21 protein-coding genes are annotated in these 21,121 nt (G+C 67.9%); 6 read left to right on the top strand and 15 right to left on the bottom strand.

Annotated elements, in window-relative coordinates:
* Positions 1-24: 24 nt before the first annotated feature.
* Positions 25-1,659 (top strand): 5,6-dimethylbenzimidazole synthase, encoded by a 1,635-nt coding sequence (gene bluB, locus N2M23_RS17745; protein WP_265447324.1) that lies wholly within the window; start codon positions 25-27, stop codon positions 1,657-1,659.
* Here the strand turns inward: bluB and cobF are convergent.
* Both cobF and N2M23_RS17735 read right to left on the bottom strand, forming a co-directional pair.
* Positions 1,656-2,435, bottom strand: coding sequence for a precorrin-6A synthase (deacetylating) (gene cobF / locus N2M23_RS17740; RefSeq protein WP_265447322.1), 780 nt, complete (start codon positions 2,433-2,435; stop codon positions 1,656-1,658). The two genes, bluB and cobF, sit on opposite strands and share 4 nt — an antisense overlap.
* On the bottom strand, positions 2,432-3,871 hold the full coding sequence (locus tag N2M23_RS17735; RefSeq protein ID WP_265447321.1) for a cobyric acid synthase: 1,440 nt from the start codon (positions 3,869-3,871) through the stop codon (positions 2,432-2,434). Before N2M23_RS17735 ends, cobF begins: the two co-directional genes overlap by 4 nt.
* A gap of 49 nt (positions 3,872-3,920) precedes the next feature.
* On the opposite strand from N2M23_RS17735, the gene N2M23_RS17730 reads away from it, so the two are divergent.
* Entirely contained in the window at positions 3,921-4,472 is a 552-nt protein-coding gene (locus tag N2M23_RS17730; RefSeq protein WP_265447319.1) for a histidine phosphatase family protein, read from the top strand.
* 9 nt (positions 4,473-4,481) lie between these two features.
* Here the strand turns inward: N2M23_RS17730 and N2M23_RS17725 are convergent, their stop codons facing one another.
* Positions 4,482-5,273, bottom strand: coding sequence for a helix-turn-helix transcriptional regulator (locus N2M23_RS17725; RefSeq protein ID WP_265447318.1), 792 nt, complete (start codon positions 5,271-5,273; stop codon positions 4,482-4,484).
* A 266-nt stretch (positions 5,274-5,539) separates the two neighbouring features.
* Between N2M23_RS17725 and N2M23_RS17720 the strand changes: the two genes are divergently transcribed.
* The gene (locus N2M23_RS17720) at positions 5,540-5,899 is read left to right on the top strand and encodes a hypothetical protein (protein WP_265447317.1); all 360 of its coding nucleotides are present in this window, start codon (positions 5,540-5,542) and stop codon (positions 5,897-5,899) included.
* A gap of 6 nt (positions 5,900-5,905) precedes the next feature.
* Here N2M23_RS17720 and N2M23_RS17715 read toward each other — a convergent pair whose 3' ends face one another.
* Genes N2M23_RS17715 through N2M23_RS17705 form a run of 3 tightly spaced genes read right to left on the bottom strand, consistent with a single transcriptional unit; the run spans position 5,906 to position 8,605 of the window.
* The gene (locus tag N2M23_RS17715) at positions 5,906-6,571 is read right to left on the bottom strand and encodes an MOSC domain-containing protein (RefSeq protein WP_265447316.1); all 666 of its coding nucleotides are present in this window, start codon (positions 6,569-6,571) and stop codon (positions 5,906-5,908) included.
* Complete coding sequence (locus N2M23_RS17710) at positions 6,568-7,287, bottom strand: transporter substrate-binding domain-containing protein (RefSeq protein WP_265447314.1); 720 nt, start codon at positions 7,285-7,287, stop codon at positions 6,568-6,570. The genes N2M23_RS17715 and N2M23_RS17710 overlap by 4 nt, the downstream gene beginning before the upstream one ends.
* Before the next feature lie 13 nt (positions 7,288-7,300).
* Entirely contained in the window at positions 7,301-8,605 is a 1,305-nt protein-coding gene (locus N2M23_RS17705; protein WP_265447313.1) for an MFS transporter, read from the bottom strand.
* A gap of 71 nt (positions 8,606-8,676) precedes the next feature.
* On the opposite strand from N2M23_RS17705, the gene N2M23_RS17700 reads away from it, so the two are divergent.
* Positions 8,677-9,666, top strand: a complete 990-nt coding sequence (locus N2M23_RS17700) for a GlxA family transcriptional regulator (RefSeq protein ID WP_265447312.1) — start codon at positions 8,677-8,679, stop codon at positions 9,664-9,666.
* A 14-nt stretch (positions 9,667-9,680) separates the two neighbouring features.
* On the opposite strand, the gene N2M23_RS17695 is transcribed toward N2M23_RS17700, so the two are convergent.
* The 8 genes from N2M23_RS17695 to N2M23_RS17660 all read right to left on the bottom strand — a co-directional run bounded on the left by N2M23_RS17695 (position 9,681) and on the right by N2M23_RS17660 (position 18,635).
* Positions 9,681-10,568, bottom strand: a complete 888-nt coding sequence (locus tag N2M23_RS17695; protein ID WP_265447311.1) for an SDR family oxidoreductase — start codon at positions 10,566-10,568, stop codon at positions 9,681-9,683.
* Positions 10,569-10,573: 5 nt separating this feature from the next.
* The gene (locus tag N2M23_RS17690; protein ID WP_265447310.1) at positions 10,574-11,185 is read right to left on the bottom strand and encodes a TetR/AcrR family transcriptional regulator; all 612 of its coding nucleotides are present in this window, start codon (positions 11,183-11,185) and stop codon (positions 10,574-10,576) included.
* Positions 11,186-11,287: 102 nt separating this feature from the next.
* Positions 11,288-12,352 carry a DUF4185 domain-containing protein gene (locus tag N2M23_RS17685; protein WP_265447782.1) on the bottom strand — a complete coding sequence of 355 codons (1,065 nt, stop codon included), beginning with the start codon at positions 12,350-12,352 and terminating at the stop codon, positions 11,288-11,290.
* 28 nt (positions 12,353-12,380) lie between these two features.
* Positions 12,381-13,970, bottom strand: coding sequence for a sialidase family protein (locus N2M23_RS17680; RefSeq protein ID WP_265447309.1), 1,590 nt, complete (start codon positions 13,968-13,970; stop codon positions 12,381-12,383).
* A gap of 101 nt (positions 13,971-14,071) precedes the next feature.
* Positions 14,072-15,586, bottom strand: a complete 1,515-nt coding sequence (locus tag N2M23_RS17675) for a glycoside hydrolase family 3 N-terminal domain-containing protein (protein ID WP_265447308.1) — start codon at positions 15,584-15,586, stop codon at positions 14,072-14,074.
* Complete coding sequence (locus tag N2M23_RS17670; protein ID WP_265447307.1) at positions 15,583-16,404, bottom strand: carbohydrate ABC transporter permease; 822 nt, start codon at positions 16,402-16,404, stop codon at positions 15,583-15,585. Before N2M23_RS17670 ends, N2M23_RS17675 begins: the two co-directional genes overlap by 4 nt.
* A complete protein-coding gene (locus N2M23_RS17665; RefSeq protein ID WP_265447306.1) occupies positions 16,401-17,315 on the bottom strand; it encodes a carbohydrate ABC transporter permease in 915 nt (304 codons plus the stop codon). The genes N2M23_RS17670 and N2M23_RS17665 overlap by 4 nt, the downstream gene beginning before the upstream one ends.
* Positions 17,316-17,318: 3 nt before the next feature.
* Positions 17,319-18,635, bottom strand: coding sequence for a sugar ABC transporter substrate-binding protein (locus N2M23_RS17660; protein ID WP_265447305.1), 1,317 nt, complete (start codon positions 18,633-18,635; stop codon positions 17,319-17,321).
* Positions 18,636-18,764: 129 nt separating this feature from the next.
* Between N2M23_RS17660 and N2M23_RS17655 the strand changes: the two genes are divergently transcribed.
* Both N2M23_RS17655 and N2M23_RS17650 read left to right on the top strand, forming a co-directional pair.
* Complete coding sequence (locus N2M23_RS17655; RefSeq protein ID WP_265447304.1) at positions 18,765-19,115, top strand: GntR family transcriptional regulator; 351 nt, start codon at positions 18,765-18,767, stop codon at positions 19,113-19,115.
* Between the two features lie 440 nt (positions 19,116-19,555).
* Positions 19,556-19,705: a hypothetical protein gene (locus N2M23_RS17650; protein ID WP_171156753.1), complete on the top strand. Its 150-nt coding sequence runs from the start codon at positions 19,556-19,558 to the stop codon at positions 19,703-19,705.
* A gap of 161 nt (positions 19,706-19,866) precedes the next feature.
* On the opposite strand, the gene N2M23_RS17645 is transcribed toward N2M23_RS17650, so the two are convergent.
* Positions 19,867-21,117, bottom strand: coding sequence for an acyl-CoA dehydrogenase family protein (locus N2M23_RS17645; protein WP_265447302.1), 1,251 nt, complete (start codon positions 21,115-21,117; stop codon positions 19,867-19,869).
* Positions 21,118-21,121 lie beyond the last annotated feature (4 nt).

Genomic DNA, 21,121 nt, shown 5'->3' with positions numbered 1-21,121 from the left:
GGCACGGATCCGGCGGGCTGGCAAATGGCTGACGAGATCGTTCAGGGACTCGACGCGGCGATCGGTGCCCGGCGTGACATCAGGCGTTTCCGCCCCGACCCCGTGCCCGGGGAGTATGTCGAAAAGGTCCTGACGGCAGGGCATTCCGCGCCCTCGGTCGGACATTCTCAGCCCTGGCGATTCATCGTGGTCACCCACCCCGGTCTGCGCGACCGGGCTGCGCATATGGCGGATCGGGAGCGCATCCGGCAGGCATCCGGGATGACGCCGGACCGGGCAGCCCGACTGCTCGACCTGAAACTCGAGGGGATCCGCGAAGCGCCGCTCGGCGTCGTGGTTGCCTGCGACCGGCGTGCGGCCGCCGCCGGAGTCCTGGGCCGGGCGACCTTCCCCGACACTGACCTGTGGTCGTGCGCCTGCGCGATCGAGAACATGTGGCTCACCGCGCGCACGCTGGGTCTCGGCATGGGGTGGGTCACCCTCTTCGAGCCCGGCGAGCTGGCCGAGCTGCTCGGGCTGCCCGACGGCGTCGAGACCCTGGGCTGGCTGTGCCTCGGCTGGCCTGACGAGCGACCGCCGGAGCCCGGGCTGGCACGGGCGGCGTGGTCCCGGCGGTTGCCGCTGGATCAGGTGGTGATGCGCGACGGCTGGCAGGAGCACGCCCCGCCGGACTCTCATGTGCGCGGGCCGGCCGCCGAGAAGCTCGTGACTGCAACAGACTCGGCGGATGCAGTGCTCACCCCGCCCGACGCACTCGGGGTGCTCGACCGTGCGGTGACACGGGTGTCCGCGCTGACCGGCAGCCGGGTGCGGGGTGGCAGCCTGATCTTGGCGGGCGCCGATCATCCGGTGGTCGGCCGCGGGGTCAGTGCGTTCGAGCAATCGGTGACCCGAGACGTGCTCACGGCGGCCGTCGAAGGGCGTTCGGCGGGAGCGGTTGCGGCCCGTGCCGCGGGACTCGAGGTCGTCGTGGTCGATGCAGGAGTCGCCGGTGGCGCGGTGCCGGGAGCGTTGGACGCCAGAGTTGCCGGACCGACCGGTGACCTGGTCGCTACCCCGGCGATGAGCCCGGACAGCGTCGAGGCCTTGCTTGATCGGGGCAGGGCGATCGGCGAGTCCGCAGCTGCGACAGGCATCGTCGCACTCGGCGAGGTCGGCATCGGTAACACCACCGTCGCGGGGTCTCTGGCCTGCGCTCTGCTGGGATTGCGCCCGTCAGAGGTCGCCGGACTCGGCGTCGGAGCTGACGATGCGATCGTCGCGCGCAAAAGGCAGGTGATGAGCCAGGCGCTCGCCCGTGCAGGGTCTGTCCGCGAGCCGATGGCCTTGTTGGCAGAGCTCGGCGGACCCGAGATCGCGGTGCTGACTGGGGTCGCACTCGGTGCGGCCGCCGCCGGCTCGCCGGTCGTGCTCGACGGCTTGGCGACCTCGGTGGCCGCGGCCCTCGCCATACGGATGGAAGCGGGGGTGCAGGCCTATCTGATTGCCGGACAGCAGAGTCGGGAAATGGCCCACGGGGCGCTGCTCGCAGACCTCGGCCTCGAACCTCTGCTTCAACTGCGCCTGCGCGCCGGTGAGGGAGTCGGCGCGTGCCTCGCGACCTCGTTGTTGCTGCAGGGCACCGCGATCCGTGCGGGCACCGCACGCACGGTCGACTAGCCGCTGCTGAGGGCGTAGACGTCCATCACCCAGCCGTCGCGCCTGCGGATCTGCGCGCGCGTGCTGGTGATCCGGTCGATGACGTCGGACAGGCGTCCCGCGTCGAGGGCTTGTGACGGCAGGCCGAGCTGGGCGCCCCACTGGATCTGCAGGTCGGGGAAGCGCTCGACCAGCTCAGCGCACCGCAGGTGGCCGTCGAGCATGACCACGACCGTCCCGAGGTCGGGGGAGTAGGACTCGACGAGCCGCCGTCCGGTGGTGATGTGCACCGGCTCGCCGATGCCGTGCAGCACGGTCCCGTGGGCGGCGGCGAGGGCCTGAAACGCGGTGATGCCAGGCGTGATTCGCACGTCCAGCGGCATTCGACCGGCGAGGTTGTCCACTACCCGGATCGTGCTGTCGTAGAAGGCCGGATCGCCCCATACCAGGAAACCGACGACCTCGTCGGGCGGCAGGCCCGCGATCACCTCGGCGTAGGCGACGGTCCGGGCCTCGTGCCAGTCACGCACTGCTCCGGCGTATGCCGCAGCCGGTCGCGCCGCGTCGGGCCCGCGCTGCGGGTCGGGCAGCGTCACGAAGCGATGGGGATGGTCGCCGGCACTGCGCCGCACGACTTCCTCACGCAGGGCGACCAGCTGCCGCTTCGCGTCGCCCTTGTGGGCCACCAGGAAGGTGTCGACGCGCCGGATCGCGTCGATCGCTCCGACAGTCAGGTGACCGGGTGACCCGGCGCCGATGCCGATCACCTCGACCTGCCGAACGTGCCTGGCACTCATCGTGATTCACCCGCAACTTCGATCATCCGGTCAACGTCGGCATGGGTCTCGAGTGTGTCTGCGAGGCGGTCGATCATCGCTTCACGGGCGGCGGCGAAGCGCGGCCGGTCGGCTGCCGGACGCCAAGCTGAGCCGGTCGTCTCCGCGACCTGCCGCAGCCACGCCGCGCGGAAGTCGTCGCTCTCGAAGATGCCGTGCCACATGGTGCCGGTGATGCTGCCGGTGGTCGCACCGCCGGGGAACGAGCCGTCCGCGTCGGGTCGTCCGTGGTGGATCGTGTAACCGGCGACCGGGAGCCCCCGCCATACGGCCGAGGGGCGACCCAACACCTTGTCCGTCGTGAATTGCACTGTGCCGCCGAGAAGTCCAAGTCCGTCGACCGCGCCGGCTCGGCTCTCGACCGGGTCGTCGATGCGTTCGCACAGCATCTGGTAGCCGCCGCAGATGCCCAGCACCGGCCGTCCCTTCGCGGCCCGGTCACGCACCACGTCAGCGATGCCGGACTCGCGCAACCAGCGCAGGTCGGCGACGGTTGCCCGCGAGCCGGGCAGCACCAGCAGATCGGCCGAGGCGCAGACGCGTGGGTCGCGGGTCACGGTGACGGCTACCCCGGGCTCACACTCCAGCGCGTCGAGGTCGGTCGCGTTCGAGGTACGAGGCAGCGCCACGGCGGCCACCGAGAGCGTCGGCTCCTCGGGGCTCACTGGTGCGTAGCGACCGTTGGACAGGGCGTCCTCCGAGTCGATCCAGACGTCACGCAGCCACGGCACGACACCGTATGACGGGAGCCCGCATCGCCGGGTCAGCTCCGCCAGGCCCGGCTTGAGCACGGTCTCGTCGCCGCGGAACTTGTTGACCAGGTAGCCGCTCAGCAGAGCACGATCGGCCTCGTCCAGCAGGCCCCACGTGCCGTAGATCGCAGCCAGCGCACCACCGCGGTCGATGTCGGCGACCAACACCACCGGAAGCCGGCCGTGTCGGGCCAGGCCCATGTTCACGTAGTCGCCTTCGCGCAGGTTGATCTCGGCCGGGGAGCCGGCACCCTCGCAGACGACAACGTCGCAGGTCGCCGCCAATTCGTCATATGCGTCGAACGCAGCAGCCGCCAATGCCGTTCTACCAGTGGCATATTCGCCGGACCGAAGCTCGCCGGCCGGCCGACCCCGGACGACCACGAACGAGCGCCGGTCCGAGGACGGCTTCAGCAGGACCGGATTGTGCAAACTGCCCGGCTCGACCCCCGCAGCCAAAGCCTGGAGATACTGCGCCCTCCCGATCTCCGAGCCGTCGGTGCAGACCATGGAATTGTTCGACATGTTCTGCGCCTTGAACGGTGCAACGCGCAGCCCACGTCGACGCAATGCCCGGCACAGGCCGGTGGTGACCAAGGACTTGCCGGCATCGGAAGTCGTTCCGGCAACGAGGATCCCAGGCACGGGGCAAGTGTAGGTGTGGCGCGTCGGCGGGCACGTAGGGTGGACCGCAATGCGCACCATCTACCTGGTCCGGCACGGGCAGTCGACCTGGAATCACGAGCGTCGGCTGCAAGGGCAGACCGCGCATCCACCGCTCACCGAGCTCGGCCGTGCCCAGGCGGCGTCGGCGGCCGCCGAGCTACGAGACCGGCTGGGTAGTGACCGGCCGCCAACGCTCTGGACCAGCGATCTGGTGCGCGCCCGGCAGACGGCGGCAGTCATCGGGATGCGGCTGTGCCTGACGCCCCGGGAGTCTCCGGCGCTGCGGGAGCAGGGCATGGGGGACCTCGAGGGGCGCGGTTATGACGAGCTTCGCGCCGAGGATCCGCCCGCCGGCGGCCTTGATATCAGCGAAGTCCGCTGGGGCGGCGGCGAATCCGTGCTCGACGTTCATCGGCGTCTGGCAATCTTTCTCGCCGAACTCGACGAGGGCACGCACGTCCTGGTCAGCCACGGCGACGCGATCCGGGTCGCTCTCGCGATCCTCGACGGGCGCACTCATCGCGAGGTCGACTGGGACAGCCCGATGCCCAATGGAGGCGTCAGACCTTGGCCCCTGTGATGAGCAATCTCAGATCTGGGTCCTGTTCTGCAGGCCGAGCTTGGCGAGGATGTGAGTCACATGTCCTTTGACGGTGCTCTCCGACAGATGGAGCGAAGAACAGATCTGAGCGTTGGTGCGTCCCTCGCGTACCAAGAAGGCAACCTCGCGCTCACGATCCGTCAGGATGCTGAAGTTCGTTCCTACGCATGCTGACTCGTCGCGCGCCTGGAGTGCGCTCGTCGTCGCTTGCTCGCACAGCGCGATGAGCTCGTCCAAATCGCCCACGGTGATTCGCTGTTCGGTGCGCAGCGTGCTCATGCGGTCCGAGAGCTGAGCCAACTTCTTGCGAACCTGCAACAGTGCCTCGGCCGGAGTCAGTTCTATCTGTGGACCGGTGATCGCAGCATGGTCGATGCGCAAGTGATAGCTGCGAGACCACTTCTCGGTGACCGCGAATGCGTCCGCGAGCCATTCGGCTGCGGCCACGAGTTCGCTGGAGAAGACTGACGGCTGGTAGGAGAGGTACCCGATCAAACCGAGTGGTGGCCCGACGTCGTCTCGGATCGGGGTAACGACGGCATCGTGACTGACTCGCTCGATATCTCCGAACGACAACCCGCGTTGCACGAGGGCGCCGGCATCCTGGCTCCATGAGTAAGTGTGCCCGGCGCGCACATGCGCCGACAGCCCATGCGGTCCATAGGGGACCATGTCGGGGCCGAGCACCCGGCCGCCATCGAAGACATACGTCATACGCACCACGCTGTGCGGTTCGAAGAAGCCGACGTAGAAGCTGTCGACCGGCGCCAGGGTCAGCATCGCGTGCAGGCACGCTTGGGCAGGTTCGGTCCGGCTGCCGGGGCTGACGGATGCGAGACGACGGTTGGCGTCACGCAGGGCGACCGCGACCCGAGGACTGAACTGCACGCGAAGATCATGCCGCAGGTGCCGCCCGGAAGCAGTACGTGTGCGGCACTACATCAGTACTGGCCACCACAAGGTTGGCGTTCTAGCGTTCGAGCGTGCCGGCACCGAACCGTCACCGAACTCACTGACGTTGTCGACGTTCACCAAAGGGGAGAGCAATGAAGAAGCTTGCACGGACCGCACTGACTGCCGCGATCGTCGCGGGAGGGAGCGGGGCTGGATACGTCGCAGTCGCACCTGCTGCGGATGCTGCGTCCTGCGTGCAGACATGGGTCGGACCCAACCGGTCGTTCGAAGGTGCACACAACAACTGTGGCAAAACGATCCGGATCAAGGGCCAGATGAAGGTCTACCTGCAGACAGGCTTTACTTGGACTTACGTCAACGCGCCATACCAGGACAGCTGCATCACGATCTACAACGGACAGACGAAGCGGTTGTACGACGCCGGGACTTGGTCGACCTGGACTGGGCAGGTGTACCTGAGCCAGGCGACTTACGGCTGGGCGAACTGCTGACGGCCTTCACGCTCCGGGATTGGCCTGCAGCCACTGCGCACGCCCGAGCAGTCGACGCCTGATCTGATCGGCGAGGCCGGTGGCTCCGGCCAGTTCCCGCAGCTCGGCGACGTCCGGCCGGTGCTCCTGCTGCACTCGGAGCAACCGGTCGAGCGTTGCCGCGGGTGAGTGCCGGTCGACCAACGTCATGCGGTCCCCGGCGGCAACCTCGCCCTCCTCGAGTACGCGCAGATACCAGCCCTGGCAACGTAATTCGGCGAGGGTCAGGTTTGCGCCGTCATGGTCGAGGACGTGGTCGATCTTCCAGCAGGGAGAGCGTGGCCGGGAGACCTGTGCGAGCGCCGTGCCCAGTCGGAACACATCGCCGACGCACACGTTCTGCTCGGTCGCGCCAACGCCGCGGAGGTTCTCGCCCAGTGACCCGATCCGCACATCGACATCGGGCAGCGCGTCGGCAAGTTTGCGGTATCCCTCGACGGAGAAGAAGTGCAGCGCCTTCTCGGGGCCACCATGGACGCGCGGGTCGCCGTGTTCGTCACCGGCAAGACCGAGCGTGGTCACCTGGACGGGCCCGTCCACCTCGTGCTTGTCGATCGCCGACGGCTGCCCCTCCCGGGGGAGCGGCCTGACGCCCCCGACGCGCACCGCATCGAGACGCACCTCGAGCGTCATACGAAATCAGTTGCCGGGGCGACCGTTGCTTCCTGTCCGGAGCGGCGCAGCGCGTCGGCGACCAGCCCGCTCGACTTGGCGTGCTCCACGAACGCGCGCAGGTATGACGCAGCGACCGGCGGCAGCGCCTTGGGTGCGGCGACCGCCTGCTGGATCTGCATGAACGCCGGCTCGAGCACCCGCAGGTCGAAGCGTTCGGCATGAGCCAGCACCGGCTGCCGGATGCCCGCAGCCACCTCCAGGCGCGCCGCCTCGAAGACCTCGACCCCGTCCGCCCCGCGCACCACGGTCGCCTGCTGCAGCGTGCGGGTGAGGAACAGGTCGTAGGCCGAACCCTCCTTGACCCCAACGCGATTGCCGGCTCGGTCGACCTGGTCCGCATGCTGCAACTCGCTGTCGGCAGGCACGGCATACACCCCCTCGATCACCACGTATGGCGCACTGAACGTCACTTCCGCAGCACGCGCCGGCTCGTTGGCGAGGAAGGCGATGTCGACCTCCCCCGAAGTCAGCGCGGCGAATGAGTCTCGCGCGGCATCGACGGTCCGCAATTGGACCGGGACGCCCAATCCGCGCGCGAGCTCCTGCGCGAGGGTGACAGTCACGCCGGTGGGCTCTGCGGCGGAGCCACCGGCCAGCACCGGGTTGCCGAGGTTGATGACCGCCCGCAGGGTGCCGGTCGGGGCCAGGGCACGGACCACGTTCGAGGCTTCCATGCCGCCGATCCTGTCAGGTCGGCTCCGACACCGCGAGGGGTGTCGGTGCGGCCTCGGATGTTGCCGGACCATTGATGCGTCGGATCGTAAGACAGACCGCGGCTGCCACCAGACAGAGCACCGCGGCGATGTAGAACGCTGACGCGTAGGTGCCGGTGTCGTCCCGGATCCATCCCGCACCCCACGCCGCGAGCGCGGCACCGAGCTGGTGGCAGGCGAAGATCCAGCCGAAGACGACCGGTGCCCGGTCCCCGAAGTGCTGCCGCGCCAGCGCCATTGTCGGTGGCACGGTCGCCACCCAGTCCAGTCCGTAGAAGAGCACAAACGCCAGCATGTTCGGCCGCATCGTCCCGGAGAACAGCGATGGCAACAGGCTCAGTGCGACACCGCGCAGCCCGTAGTAGAAGACGAGAAGTATCCGGGGATCGACCCGGTCGGTGAGCCACCCGGACCCGATCGTGCCGACGATATCGAAGATGCCGACCAACGCGAGTAGTGACGCTGCGGTCGTCTCGTGCATGCCGTGGTCCATGGCGGCCGGGATAAAGTGCGTGCTCACCAGTCCGTTGGTGGTCGCCCCACAGATCGCGAATGTGCCGGCGAGGAACCAAAATGCGCGACTTCGGCTTGCGATCTTGAGCGTTTCCAGGGCCATTCGTGCCCCGCCGGTCGACTTCGGCGACCTGTAGCCCTCCGGTGCGCCGTAGGCCACGGTGCCGAGGTCTTCGGGCCGGTTGCGCATGAAGACGAGCACCAGTGGCACCACGGCGAAGGCCGCGAGGCCGACCACCGAAGTTGCCCAGCGCCAGCCGGCCGCGTGCGAGATGGCTGCCAGGACAGGCAGGAAGATCAGTTGACCGGTGGCGTTGGCCGCGGTGAGTACGCCGGAGATCAGCCCGCGCTTGGCGTGGAACCAGCGGCCGGTGACGGTCGCCACCAGTGACATCGACATCGAGCCCGTGCCGAGTCCGATCAATAACCCCCAGCACACAATGAGCTGCCATGGACTGGTCATCCAGACCGGCAGGATCGCGCCGGCCGCCACCAGGACCAGGGCGACCATGCACACCGGCCGGATGCCGAAGCGCTCCATCAGCGCCGCAGAGAACGGCGCGGTCAACCCGAAAAGCACCAAGTTGAGTGACACCGCCGACCCCATGAGGCCCATCGACCACCCGAACTCCTGATGCAGTGGATCCATGAAAACACCTGGGGCCGCGCGAAACCCGGCAGAACCGATCATCGTCAGGAAGGTGACTGCGGCAATTGCCCAAGCAGGGTGCAGCAGCCGTGGGATGCGTCGGGTGTCAATGCTCACTCGATCAGGGTGCCCCGCTGCGTCATACAAAAACGAGTGGCCGGTGAGCCACTATATGAAAGAATCAGGCCATGCCTCATCACGTGGTCGTTCTGGCTCTGGACAACGTCGTGGCGTTCGAGCTCGGGCTGCCCGCCCGGTTCTTCGCGACCGACTCGCTGCTGCCCGGCTGGCCGGAGGCACCGCAGGGGAGTCCGCCGTATGTCGTCTCCCATGTCACGGTCGACGATGGACCGGTGACGACGTCAGCGGGTTACCAGGTGCTGCCGACACACCCGGTCGCAACGCTGGCCGAGGCCGACACCGTCGTCATCTGTGGCATGCCCGGCCACTCGGTGATGCGCGACGGAACCCTCTCCGACGCCGAGCACGCGGCGCTCGACCTCGTGCCGGACCGCGCCCGATGGATCAGCGTGTGCACCGGTGCCTTCGTGCTGGCCGCGCGTGGGATGCTCGACGGGCTGCGCGTCACCACCCACTGGCGGCACACTGAGGCATTCCGCCACCTGTTTCCGGACATTGACCTCGACCCCGACGTGTTGTTCGTCGACAACGGCTCCATCCTGACCTCCGCGGGGAACGCCGCGGGAATCGACCTGCTACTGCACGTGATTCGCAAGGACCACGGGGCTGCTGCTGCCGCGAAAGTCGCCCGCGGCTGCGTCGTGGCACCGGCGCGGCCGGGCGGCCAGGCACAGTTCATCGACCGGCCGGTGCCGACCGTGGCCGGGGAGGGCACCGGCCAAACCCGCACATGGGCGCTGGAACATCTGGAGGAGCCACTGACCTTGGCCGACCTGGCCAAGCACGCGCGGATGAGCGTGCGCACCTTCACCCGGCACTTCCGGGCCGAGACCGGTCAGTCGGCCGGTGAGTGGCTGGCGGCCGCGCGCATCGTCCACTCGCGGCACCTGCTGGAGGAGTCGGACCTGTCCATCGATCAGGTCGCCGCCGCGTGCGGCTTCGGCACCACGGCCGCGTTCCGAGCCCAATTCCGTTCGTGTGTCGGCATTTCGCCGAGCGTCCACCGCCGCAGCTACACCGCAGACCGGGTGGGCTGAGAGCGGGATGCGGGTCAGATGCGCGCCGTGTACCGCCCGGCTGCCAGGTCCTCGGTCAGGCTTGGGTGGGTCGGCTCCCAGCCAAGGAGTCGTCGGGTCAGCTCGGCAGAGGCAGGCTGGTCGTTCGACAGCAGTGCACCGAGGAAACCAAAGTCCTCAGGTGGGCGCGCAGCGACCGGCCGGCCGAGTTGTGCGCCGATGAGTTCGGCCACCTCGCGAGTGCGCACTCCTTCGTCACCGACGGCGTGCAGCATCGTGCCGGGTTCGGCGCGCTCGAGAGCGAGTCGGAAAAGGGTTGCAGCATCCCGCACATGCACAGCCGGCCATCGCTGCGAGCCGTCATCGACGTACCCGGAAACGCCTGAGGTGCGGGCGAGTTCGACCAGTCGGGTGATGAAGCCGTGTTGCTCGCCGGCGCCGTGGACGGACCGTGGCAGCCGCACCACGGACGAGCGGATACCCCGATCTGCGAGCGCGAGCACGGCGTACCCATTGTCATCGCGCCCGGACGCGGGGCTGCCTGCCGCGGCACGGTCTCGTTCAGTCGCGATCTGCCCGGGTATGACGGGAGTGCCGGACGCGATGGTGAACGGCTTGCCACTGCCCTCGAGCGCGTCGCCGAACGCCGCGATCAGTGCGGCATCCTCGGCCACCGACTCCTGCATGCGGGAGAAGTCGTGGTTGAAGGCGAGGTGGACAACGGCGTCGGCATCCCGAGCGGCGTCGCCCATCGCGGCCAGGTCAGTCATGTCTGCCCGGACGACTTCGACGTCCTGGGCGGTCAACGCCGTTGCTGCGGCTTCGGATCGAGCCAATCCGACGACCTGATGTCCGGCCGCCCCAAGTTCTGGCACGAGGGCCGATCCAATCCAACCGGATGCTCCGGTGACGAAGACGCGCATGGCGATCACTCCTTGATGTCGGGCGCTGAGGGGGAGGAGGGGAGGGGTTGGGTCAACCCATCGGCAAGCAGGTCGGACAGTTGTCGATGCTGCTTGCGGGCGGCGGCCCCGAAGTCGGAGTCTCCCGTGGCCCACGCCGCCAGACTGTTGCGCAGGCAGAGCACGGTGAGGGTCGCGACGGTGACCGCGCTCGAAGCCGGGATGCCGCGCCGCCGCACTGCATCGGTGACTCTGTCGGTGAGCGCCTGCCGCTTCAGCAGGTCGCGCTCCAGCAGCTCGGGTGCCGATCCGACGGCGGCCCCTCTGGTGCGGACGAAGGCCCGGCGCTCGTCGGGGAAGATCTCGGCGACCGCCTCGACGGCGAGGAGCGCGGTCTGCCACGCAGTTGTTCCCGCTGGTGCGGCCGCGATCGCCGCGGTCATTGCGTCACCGAGCAGGTCACGTTCGGCAAAGATCACTTCACGCTTGTCGCCGAAATAGCGGAAGAAGGTGCGTTTGGTCAGGCCGGCCCGCTGGGCGATCTCGGTCACCGAGGTCCGGTCGTAACCCTGCTCCAGGAACAACTCCATCGCCGCTTGAGATAGGCGCTCGCGCGCACCGGGTTGCCATCGAGCCACGCCATCAGCCTAACACCCGTCATGTCACTTGGTGACATCACTGTGGATCGATCGGGTACGTACTCGGTAGGTGCCGCCACGCATCCATGTGAGGCGCCGTCGTCATACACCCAGGCCGTTGATGCGGTACTGCATGAACCGATAGTTCGTCGAGTCGTACCACTGGCTCACCACGATGTGGAAGTCCGCGATCGTGGACCCGGGCACGACGAATCCGCCGTATGGCGAGGTGACCACCGTCCCGCCCTGCGCCGCGACCGGACCGTTGGTGATCAACGTCTGTTCACGCGTCGCGAAGAAGTTGCCGAGTGCGCTGCTCAACACCTGGGCCCGGATGGTGGCGTCCGCGTCGTTGAAGAAGGTGAAGACGAAATGCCCGTCGAGTTGCCGGAAACAGATCTCGCCCCAGCCCCGTGCAGTGGTGATCGTAGACGCCGGATTGCCCCAGGCCCAAGCGCCATTCGCGAAACCCCACGGCTGGTATGACGCGGGCACACCGACCTCGGCATGCGGCACGCGGTGCAGCAGCAGCCCCGAGACGGCCTTGCGGTTGAAGACGCTTGACAGCACATAGCAGTAGCCGTCGTCGGCGACAGCGTAGGTCTTCTGCTGGAACTGGCCACCGAGCAGGTCGCCGGGCCACTGGCACAGAAACGTCCAGGTGTTGCCGTTGTCGTCGGACTTCCAGAAGTCGCTGTGGTCGGTCCGATAGATGACACCACGCATCAAATGCAGGTACATCGTGTTGCCGATGGTGAAGATGTCGCTCGGGATCGCCGTCGTCCGGCCATCTCCGACCGGCACGTGCCCCTCCGGCACCAGACCGACCGCGGAACTGCCGCCCACCGCACTGTCGATCGTCAGCGATGCGAGATTGCTGCTGCTGGAACGCAATCCGACAGGAGAGCGCCAGTTGGTCCCTGGGGCACCGGCGCCGTCGAACGAGTCGCCACCGACGAAGAGCATCGAGCCGTCCGGGCATCGTGCAGGTATGCCGAGGTCACTCCACGGGGTGGCGAACTGACCGGTCTGTGCTGGTCCGCTCAGGTCCTTGATCTTGGTGGCGCCGCTGCCCGGCAGCGGGTCGGCGCCTGCCGCTCGCGTGGCGAGCGCTGTGAGTGCGGCCGCCGCACTTCCCGTCAGCACGGTCCGTCGGGTCGGGTGCATCACCGGTCCTCCTGGTCGAAAAGTGTTGTCAGACACGCCCGGTCGCGAAGCGGGCGATGCAGGTGTCACCGGCCCACATGGTCGAGATCTCGAGCACGTGCCTGCCTGCCGCGGTCGGCACGAGCGCCGGGCTGTAGTTGTCGCAGATGTTGTTCGCCGCCTGCGGGACGCTCACCGGGGCGACGATTCGGTGCCACGCTCCGGCCCCACCGGTCGAGTTGGTGAGCAGGGTGATGCCGTTGCCCCCGTCGCGAGCGCCGGTTGAGTTGACGTACAACTGCCCGGCGAGGACGAGCTTGCCGGTGGCCGATCCGTCATCGACCACGGTGATGGTTGGCGTGTGCTGGAAGCGGGTGCCGTCACTCGCGACGATGCGGGTGCCGGCCGCGCCGGGATTGCCCCAGTCGGCGCCGTCGCTGGAGGTGCGGAAGTAGACGTCGCAACCGTATGACGAGCCGCAGATCTCATACGTCATGATCCGAGTGCCGTTCTTGAGCTCGCGGACCACCGCCATACCGGGCCGGGCGCCCGGGTCGCTTAGTTCGACGACTGGATAAGGCTTTCCGAAGGTTCGCCCGCCGTCGGGTGAGAAGACCTCCATGAGCGTCTGGCTGTGTCCCGGCCGGGTCTCGTCGGAGTAGTACATCGTCAGCTGGCCCTCGGCATTTACCCGCAGCTCCGGCTCCCAGAGGTGCCCGCCCGGTGTGGCCGTCAGCGCCGTCGAGCGCTTGGCCCAGGTGACCCCGTGGTCGGTGGACGCCCAAAGCTCCAGCGACATCGGCAGGGCATTTGCGCCGTATGACGCAGCGAACAGCAAGGTCCCCTCGGGTAGGTCACCGACGGCTTGCGGGAGTTCGTAGATGCTCGCGCAGCAGACGCCTTGCGGTGCGCGCGGCTCGTTGATGGCGGCAATCTTGGTGAAGGTGCGTCCGTCGTCGGTGCTTCGGTAGATGGACGAAACTCGTTGTGCGTCATACGAGCTGGAGGCGATGATCTGACCGTTGGCTGAGCCTGAGTGCTGCAGCCGAATTGCGCGCGGATACATGTTGCTGCCGGCGCCGAGCTGGTCGGAGCCCACCGAGATCAGTGAGAAGTCGTCGAACTGGGCCCAGGTGTCACCGCTTGCCCAGAGACCGCCATAGACATCGAGCGACGTGGCGTCGCCGCTGTCGATGGTGACGCTGACCCGTTGCCAGTCACCGACTGCGGCGAATCGATCCTCGTTGCGCACGGGTCCGCCTCCCGGCACCCGGGCACCGATGTAGCCCTCGGTCGAGTTCGTCGAGGTGCGAAGCCAACCGGTGAGTGCGTACGTGGTGTTGGGGGTGACGGTGACCGTCTGGTAGACGCTGTTCCAGCCGCTGTTGTAGCGGGCGAACGCATTGTTCGAGCCACCGTGGGCCCAGCCCTTGGCCAGGTCGGCGCCGCAGTTGCCGACACAGTGCCATGCACCGCCGAGCGAGGCGCTGGTCTGCTGCTCGAAGCCGGGATCACTCAACAGGTTCGGGTCCGTCGTAGCGCTCGCGGGCACGGCTTCGGCGCGGCTCGCGGCAGGCAGGAGGCCGCTCACGAGCAGTGCCATCAGTGTCAGAGCGGCAAGCAGAGTGCGTTGGGTCATGGGTTGCCTCCGGGCGTGCGATCACCCCATGGTGCTGGTTGATTTCCGTGAAGACAAGCGTTTCGGAAAACGTTTACTAACCCTTTGCTCTGCCGGACGGATCAGCCGCCGGCCACCAGCCGAACGACTGCGCGACCAGTCGGCACACTGTCACCAAACGTCCGTATGACGCGGCTCGCGCCTTCCAGGGGATCGTCATCGGTGACATACCCGAGCGCGACCAGCAATGCATTCGGGTTGCGGCGCAACGCTTTTCGCAACTCGGATCGCTCCAGCTCGTCCCGTGCGGGCGATCCGACGATGATCACGTCGGGCCGTGGAAGGTCAGTCCGAGCCACCAGCTCCTCGGTGGCGGCCTGCCCTTCACCGCCGCCTCGCAGGGTGAATGCGCTGGTGACGGCCGAGCCCGGCCGCGCGTTGACGAGTGCGGCCACCACGGGGGCGGTCAAGGCGCCGCTGGCGACGTTGCGCTGCCGGCGCAGATCGACGATCCGCTGCGGTGCAGCGGGCAGTCTGACGTCGCCGCGCACGGCCAACGAACGCTGCGCAACCAGCCGGTCGGAGTCGGTTTCGACATCCCCGGCGCCGGCGGCCCCGGCACGCTCGGTGCACCACCGTCGCAGCTCCTCGACCCGGGCAGCCGCTTCCTCGAGTCGGCCGACCGGAAGCCGGCCCTGGTGCGTTGCGGCAAGCACCGCCGAGCGTGCCTCGGTGAAAACGCGTTCGTCATTGTCCGGATGATCGGCGCCGAGCACCGGGTTGCCCAACCCGAGCAGGTCGGCGCCGGCGAGGAGCGCCTGCACGCACCCCTCGCCGAGGCCGATGGTGTCGCGGATCGCGCCCATGTCGAGCGCGTCGCTCATGATCACGCCGTTGAAGCCGAGCTCGTCTCGCAGGAGCCGCAGCGCAGCCGGGCTGATCGTGGCCGGTCGGTCGGGGTCGACCGCGCCGATGATCACGTGGGCGGTCATCACCGCCCGCACTCCGGCCGCCACCACTGCGGCGAAGGGCGCGAGTTCCCGCTCGCGCAGCACCGCGATCGGAGCCTCGACCCGGGGGAGTCCGACGTGCGAGTCGACCGCGGTGTCGCCGTGCCCTGGGAAATGCTTTGCGGTTGCAGCGATCCCGACGCCCTGAAGTCCTTCGACATACGCGACTCCGTGGCGTGAGACCAGCTCGGCAGTGGCACCGAAGGAGCGGACGCCGATGACCGGGTTGTCCGGGTTGCTGTTGACGTCGACCACCGGGGCCAGGTCGACGTCGATCCCCGACGCCGCGAGGTCCCGGCCGATCGCGGCGGCGACGAGTCGGGTGAGGGCAGGCTCATCGGCACGTCCGAGTGCAGCGGCACCGACGTGCGGCGAGCCGCCCCGGGCGCCGAGTCGGCTGACGATGCCACCTTCCTCGTCGGTGGTGATCACGACTTCGCCGAGGCCGTGCAGTCGTGCTGACAGTGCGGCGGTCTCGGTGACATCCCCGATGTTGTGACTGAAGTAGACGACTCCGCCCAGGCCGGCCTCGAGCGCCCTCGCCAGCCAGTCCGGTGGGGCGGAGCGCCCCGCGAACCCGGGCTTCAGCACCCGGTGCACCAGACGGTCGACGGCCGGGTCGATCACTTCACCGCTCCCGAGACCAGCCCGGCGCCGAGCCGCCGTTGGGCCAGCACGAACACCACGACGACCGGGATCGTGACCATCGTCGATGCGGCCATCAGCCCGCCCCAGTCGTTGACGTGTGCGCCGAAGAACCGTTGCAGACCGACCCCGACCGTGAGCCGGTCGTCCTTGCTCAGGAAGGTCAGTGCGAAGGTGAACTCCTCCCACGCCATCACAAACGAAAACGCAGAGGTGGCAACCAATCCCGGCACGACGAGGGGCAGCAGAACCGACCGGAACATCCGCCACCAACCGCATCCGTCCAGGTAAGCCGCTTCCTCCAGCTCACGGGGGACCGCCGCGACGAATCCCTGCAGGTTCCAGATCGCGAATGGCAGCGAGAAGGCGATGTAGACCAGGATCAGGCCGAGCAGTGAGTTGAGCATCCGCCAGTCCTTCATCTGCAGGAAGAGTGGGATCACCAACGCTTCGGCGGGCAGCATCTGCACGATCAGGATCAGGACCAGCATCGTGCTGCGGAAACGGAACCGGAACCGGGCGATCGCGACCGCACCCAGCATCGCGAGCGCGCCCGACACCACCACGGTCGCGACGGTGACGATCGCCGAGTTGAGCATGTAGCGACCGAAATGGTCCTCGGTGAAGGCCCGACTGAAGTTGTCGAGGGTGAAGTCGCTCGGCACGAGACTGTCCGTGCCGGAACCGTTTTGGCCGTTCAGCGCGGTGCTCAGCATGAAGTAGACCGGGAACAGCGTAAACGTCAGCAGCGCTACGACCGCGACGGTCTTGCCGACGCTGGTCCAGGTGCGGGTGGTCATGCGGTGTCCTCCTCACGGAAGAGCAATCGCAGGTAGACCAGCGTGATCAGCAACAGCACCACGGTCAGCAGCACCGCGATGGCCGACCCGAGGCCGTACTTTGTCTGGTTGATCGACGACACGTAGGACCACACCCCGAGGTTGAAAACCTCCGGGTTGCTGCCGTCGCCGCCGGGCATCAGATAGATCTGCGCGAACACCTTGAAGTCCCAGATCGTCGACAGGATCGTCACCACCGCGAACACCGGCCGCATCAACGGCACGGTGATCGACCAGAAGCGGCGCCAGGCGCTCGCCCCGTCGATCTTGGCGGCCTCGTGCAACTCCGTCGGCACGGTCAGCAGTCCGGCGAAGATGGTGATCGCCACGAACGGATAGCTGTGGTGCACCACGTTGAGCAACGCAATCGCGTAGAACGAGTAGCGGTCGGTGAACCAGTTGTGGCCCTCCTGGCCGAGGATCCCGATGCTCTGCAGGAAGTGCAGCGCGACCCCGTTGTCAGGGTCGAAGATCCACACCCACACGTAGGTGCCGGTCACCGCCGGCAGCGCCCAGGCGATCAGGGCGGCGCCGATCACCAGGGCGCGCACCCTCGGTCCCACCGACTGCAGCAGCAGCGCGACCAATGTGCCGAGCACAATCGTGAGAATGACTGCCAATGCTGCGAATACGACGGTGTTCGGCAGGATGGTCCGCCACAGGTAGGACCCGGGGAGGCCGGGTGCACCGGTGAAGACCTGCTTGTAGTTGTCCCACCCGATGAAGACAGGGCTGCCGCTGATCACCTCGCGCAGGTTGTACCGCTGGAACGACAGTGTCGTCACCCGGACGATCGGATAGAGCAGCAGCCCGGCGATGACCAGTAGCGGCCCGGCCAGGAGCAGCCAGGGTCGGGTTTTCGACTCGCGCACCGATCAGCTCGTGCTGTTCAGCGTGGCGGTGATCGACTGCGACGCCTTGGTGGTCGCGGAGTCGACCGAGGTCCCGGTGAGGATCGACTGCAGCATCTGGCTGATCGTCTTGTTGCCCTCGACCGTGCCCCACTGCGGGGCGTTCGGCACATTGCGGCCGGCGTCGAGCATCGCCTTGGCGAACGGCGCGACCAACTGATCGGAGCTGCCGGCATACGTCTTGAGCAGGCTGTTCGTGGTCGGGAAGAAACCGCTCGCGTCCGCCCATTGTTTGGCGAGCGAGCCAGTGGTCATCAGCTGGATGAACTTCCAGGCGAGGTCCTGGTTCTTGCTCCGCGCCATCACCGACAGGTTCGAGCCGCCGACGAACGCAGGGGCGAGCCCGCCGTCTTTGCCCGGTATGGCGAAGGCCCCGATCTTGCCCTTGAGGTCCGGGTTCTGCTCGATGGCCGTCTTCGGCGTCCAGTTGCCCTGGATCACCATCGCGGACTTGCCCTTTGCGAAAGAGTCGAGCAGGTCGGTCTCCTTCCAGGTGGAGGCGGCCGTCGTCGACGAACCGTCCTTGAGTGCGAGGCCGGTGTAGAAGTTCAGCCCCTCCCGCGCCTTCGCCCCGTCGAGTGCGCCCTTCCACTTGTCACCGTCCTTGGTCGCGAAGTCACCACCGGCGCCCCAGACGAAAGGCGCTGAGGCGTATGACGATCCGCCCGCGATCGGGAACGGCGTCATACCCGGCGCCTTGGTCTTCAGGGTCTTGACCGCTTGCTGCAGCTGCGCCCAGTTGGTCGGTGGGGTGATCCCCGCCTTGGCGAAGACGTCCTTGCGGTAGACCACGCCGCGGACCCCGGCATACCAGCCGACGCCGTACTGCTTGCCGTCGTAGGTCGCCGAGTCCTTCAGCGCCTGTAGTTCGTCCTTGCCGGTGTCGGAGGAGTTGACCTGCTTGGTGAGGTCGGCGAGCCCGCCGGCCGCGGCGAACTCCGGCGTCCACGTGGAGCCGATCTCCGACACGTCCGGACCGTTGCCGGCCGCGAAGGAGCGGACCAGGCGGTCATGTGCGTCGGCCCACTCGACCTCCTGGATGTTGAGGGTCGCACCGGTCTGCTTCTTGAACTCCGCCTTGGCCGCGTCGTAGAACTTCGAGGCGTCCGGGTTGGTGCCCTTCATCACCCAGAAGGTGAGCGACTTGCCGCCTGCCGCCGCGCCGCCCGAGGCGTCGCCGGAGCCGCCGGACCCGCCCGAGCCGCCGCTGTCGCCGCAGCCGGCGAGGGCGAAGCTGAGAGCCGTGACGGACGCGACAAGTGCAGCTGTTCTGGTGCGCATGGTGTTCCTCCCGTGGTCCGGCCGCCTGACGAACGCGGCTTATCGACCGACCCTAGAGAAAACTTGCTTCGTAATGCCGACACCGCGGGAAAAAACTTCCGGGCGCGTCGCGGGTGGGAGGATGGGCGCATGTTCCGCATCGACGATGCGGCGGATGTCCCGCCGTACCAGCAGATTTGCGACCAGGTGTCCGCGGGGATCGACTCGGGCCGGCTGGCGGCCGGGGCGCGGCTGCCGTCGGTGCGTGGTCTCGCGGCCGAGTTGCACGTCGCACCGGGCACGGTCGCCAAGGCGTACACCCAGCTGGAACAGGCCGGCCTGATCGAGACCGCCGGGCGATCCGGCACCCGCGTCGCCGCGTCGGGTGGTCCGATGGCGCTCGCGGCGCAGGCGGCCGCTTCCTTCGCCGACCGGGTGCGGCCGCTCGGTCTCGACGACGAGCAACTGGTGAAGCTGGTGCGTGCGGCGCTCACGTCCTAGCCCGAGCGACAGGCGCGGGCTGGGGTGGGGCCGGGGCGAGGGCGGAGAGCTGGGGCTGGCGCGGAGAGCTGGGGCTGGCGCGGAGAGCTGGGGCTGGGGCGGTGGACTGGGGCCGGGGCGGGGCTGGGGCCGGGGCGAGGGCGGACAAACTCACCGATAAGGTGGCCGACACGCCGTCGGATCGCCTCATATCGGCGTGTCACGCACCTTTTCGGTGAGTTTCGCGTGAGCGAGCTCCGCGCCACGCCCACATCCCGCGCGTATGACGGCAGACCCGCCCGCACCCGCACCCGCACGCGGGATGTCGCGCCCGGCCCACCACCCACGCTCGGGTGTGTGCGATCTCACCGTCGCGCAGCTGGCGGGAATACCTGACGCCCGGCTAGAGTTTTCGATATCGAAGTTCTCGACACCGAACGTCTCAAAGGAGAGACCCCAGCATGACCTCGCTCGCCCACGCCATCCGTTCCCGTCGTGAGTCCGCCCGCAGCCGTCGCGCCCTGATGCGCGCGATCGACAGCGCCTCGACCCCGTCGGCACGCGAGGACCTGCTCATCGCCATGCAGCGCTCGCAGGACGTCACTCGCTGACCGCACTGCACTGAGCCGGCCCGCCGGTAACACAAAAGGCCCGATCCCTTTGGGGGAGCGGGCCTTTCGCATGCTGGTCTCGATACGGCCTCGCCTAGCGGCTCGGCCTACTCGACCAGCATTGGTTCGGCCTCGCCTAGCGGCTCGGCCTACTCGACGAGCTACTTCAGCTCGCTCGAGCTGAGCTCCAGCTGACGACGCGCGACGACGAGCAGCTGAATCTGCTGGGTGCCCTCGAAGATGTCGAGGATCTTGGAGTCGCGCGCCCACTTCTCGAGCAGCTCGGTCTCGGCATACCCGGTCGCGCCACACAGCTCCACGCACTGCAGCGCGATCTCGACGCAGGTGCGGCCGGCCTTCGCCTTGGCCATCGAAGCCTGCATCGAGTTGGGCTTGCCGTTGTCGGCCATCCATGCGGCGCGCAGCGTGAGCAGGTAGGCCGACTCGTAGTCGGCCTCCATCTGCAGCAGACGCGCTGCGGCATACGGCTGGGAGTGCAGCGGGGCGTCGGGGTCCGGCGTGACGCCCGCCTTGCCGAGCAGCTCGGTCGCCGTGTCGAGCGACGCCCGAGCCAGGCCGATGGCCATCGCGGCGACCAGCGGACGGGTGTTGTCGAAGGTCTGCATCGCGCCGCCGAAGCCGCCCTCGATGCGGATCTCCGGGTCGCCGAGCAGGTCCTGGGCGGGCACCCGGCAGTTGTCGAGCGTGAACGCCGCGGTGTCCGACGCGCGGATGCCGAGCTTGTGCTCCAGACGGACCAGTTTCAGCCCCGGGTTGTCCCGGCTCACGACGAACGACTTGATCGCCTGCTTGCCGAGCGAACGGTCCAGCGTGGCCCACACGACCACGAGTTCGGCTCGCTCACCGCTGGTGACGAAGATCTTCTCGCCGTTGAGGACGTACTCGTCGCCGTCCTTGGTCGCGGTGGTGCGGATCGCGCCGGAGTCCGAGCCGGTGTCCGGCTCGGTGATCGCCATCGCGGCCCACTTGGTGCCGTAGCGCTCCTTCTGCTCGTCGTTGGCGACCGCCGCGATCGCGGCGTTGCCGAGGCCCTGCCGGGGGATCGACAGGGTCAGCCCGACGTCTCCGCGGCAGGTCTCCATGATCGACAGCACCGAGGAGAGGTTGGAGCCGTTCTTGTTCTCACCGCCCGACTTCGCCTTGGTGCCCGCACCGACCCCGGCCGGCTCCTCCTTGGCACCGCCACCACTGGTGGTGCGGGCGCCGGCGCCCTGCGAGGCGCCGGAGTCGGACAGCCCGTCGATGAGCGCCGACATCAGGTCCAACTCGCGCGGGTACTCGTGCTCGGCCAGGTCGTACTTGCGGCTGATCGGGCGGAACACCTCGTCGGCGAGGCCAGCCGCCTGCTTGACCAGCGGCACGAACTTCTTCGGAACCTCAAGATCGATCATTGCT

The organism is Flexivirga meconopsidis (assembly GCF_026162425.1).
Lineage (GTDB): Bacteria > Actinomycetota > Actinomycetes > Actinomycetales > Dermatophilaceae > Flexivirga > Flexivirga meconopsidis.
The sequence above is the reverse complement of the archived record's forward strand: the minus strand, read 5'-3'. Positions and strand labels throughout refer to the sequence as shown.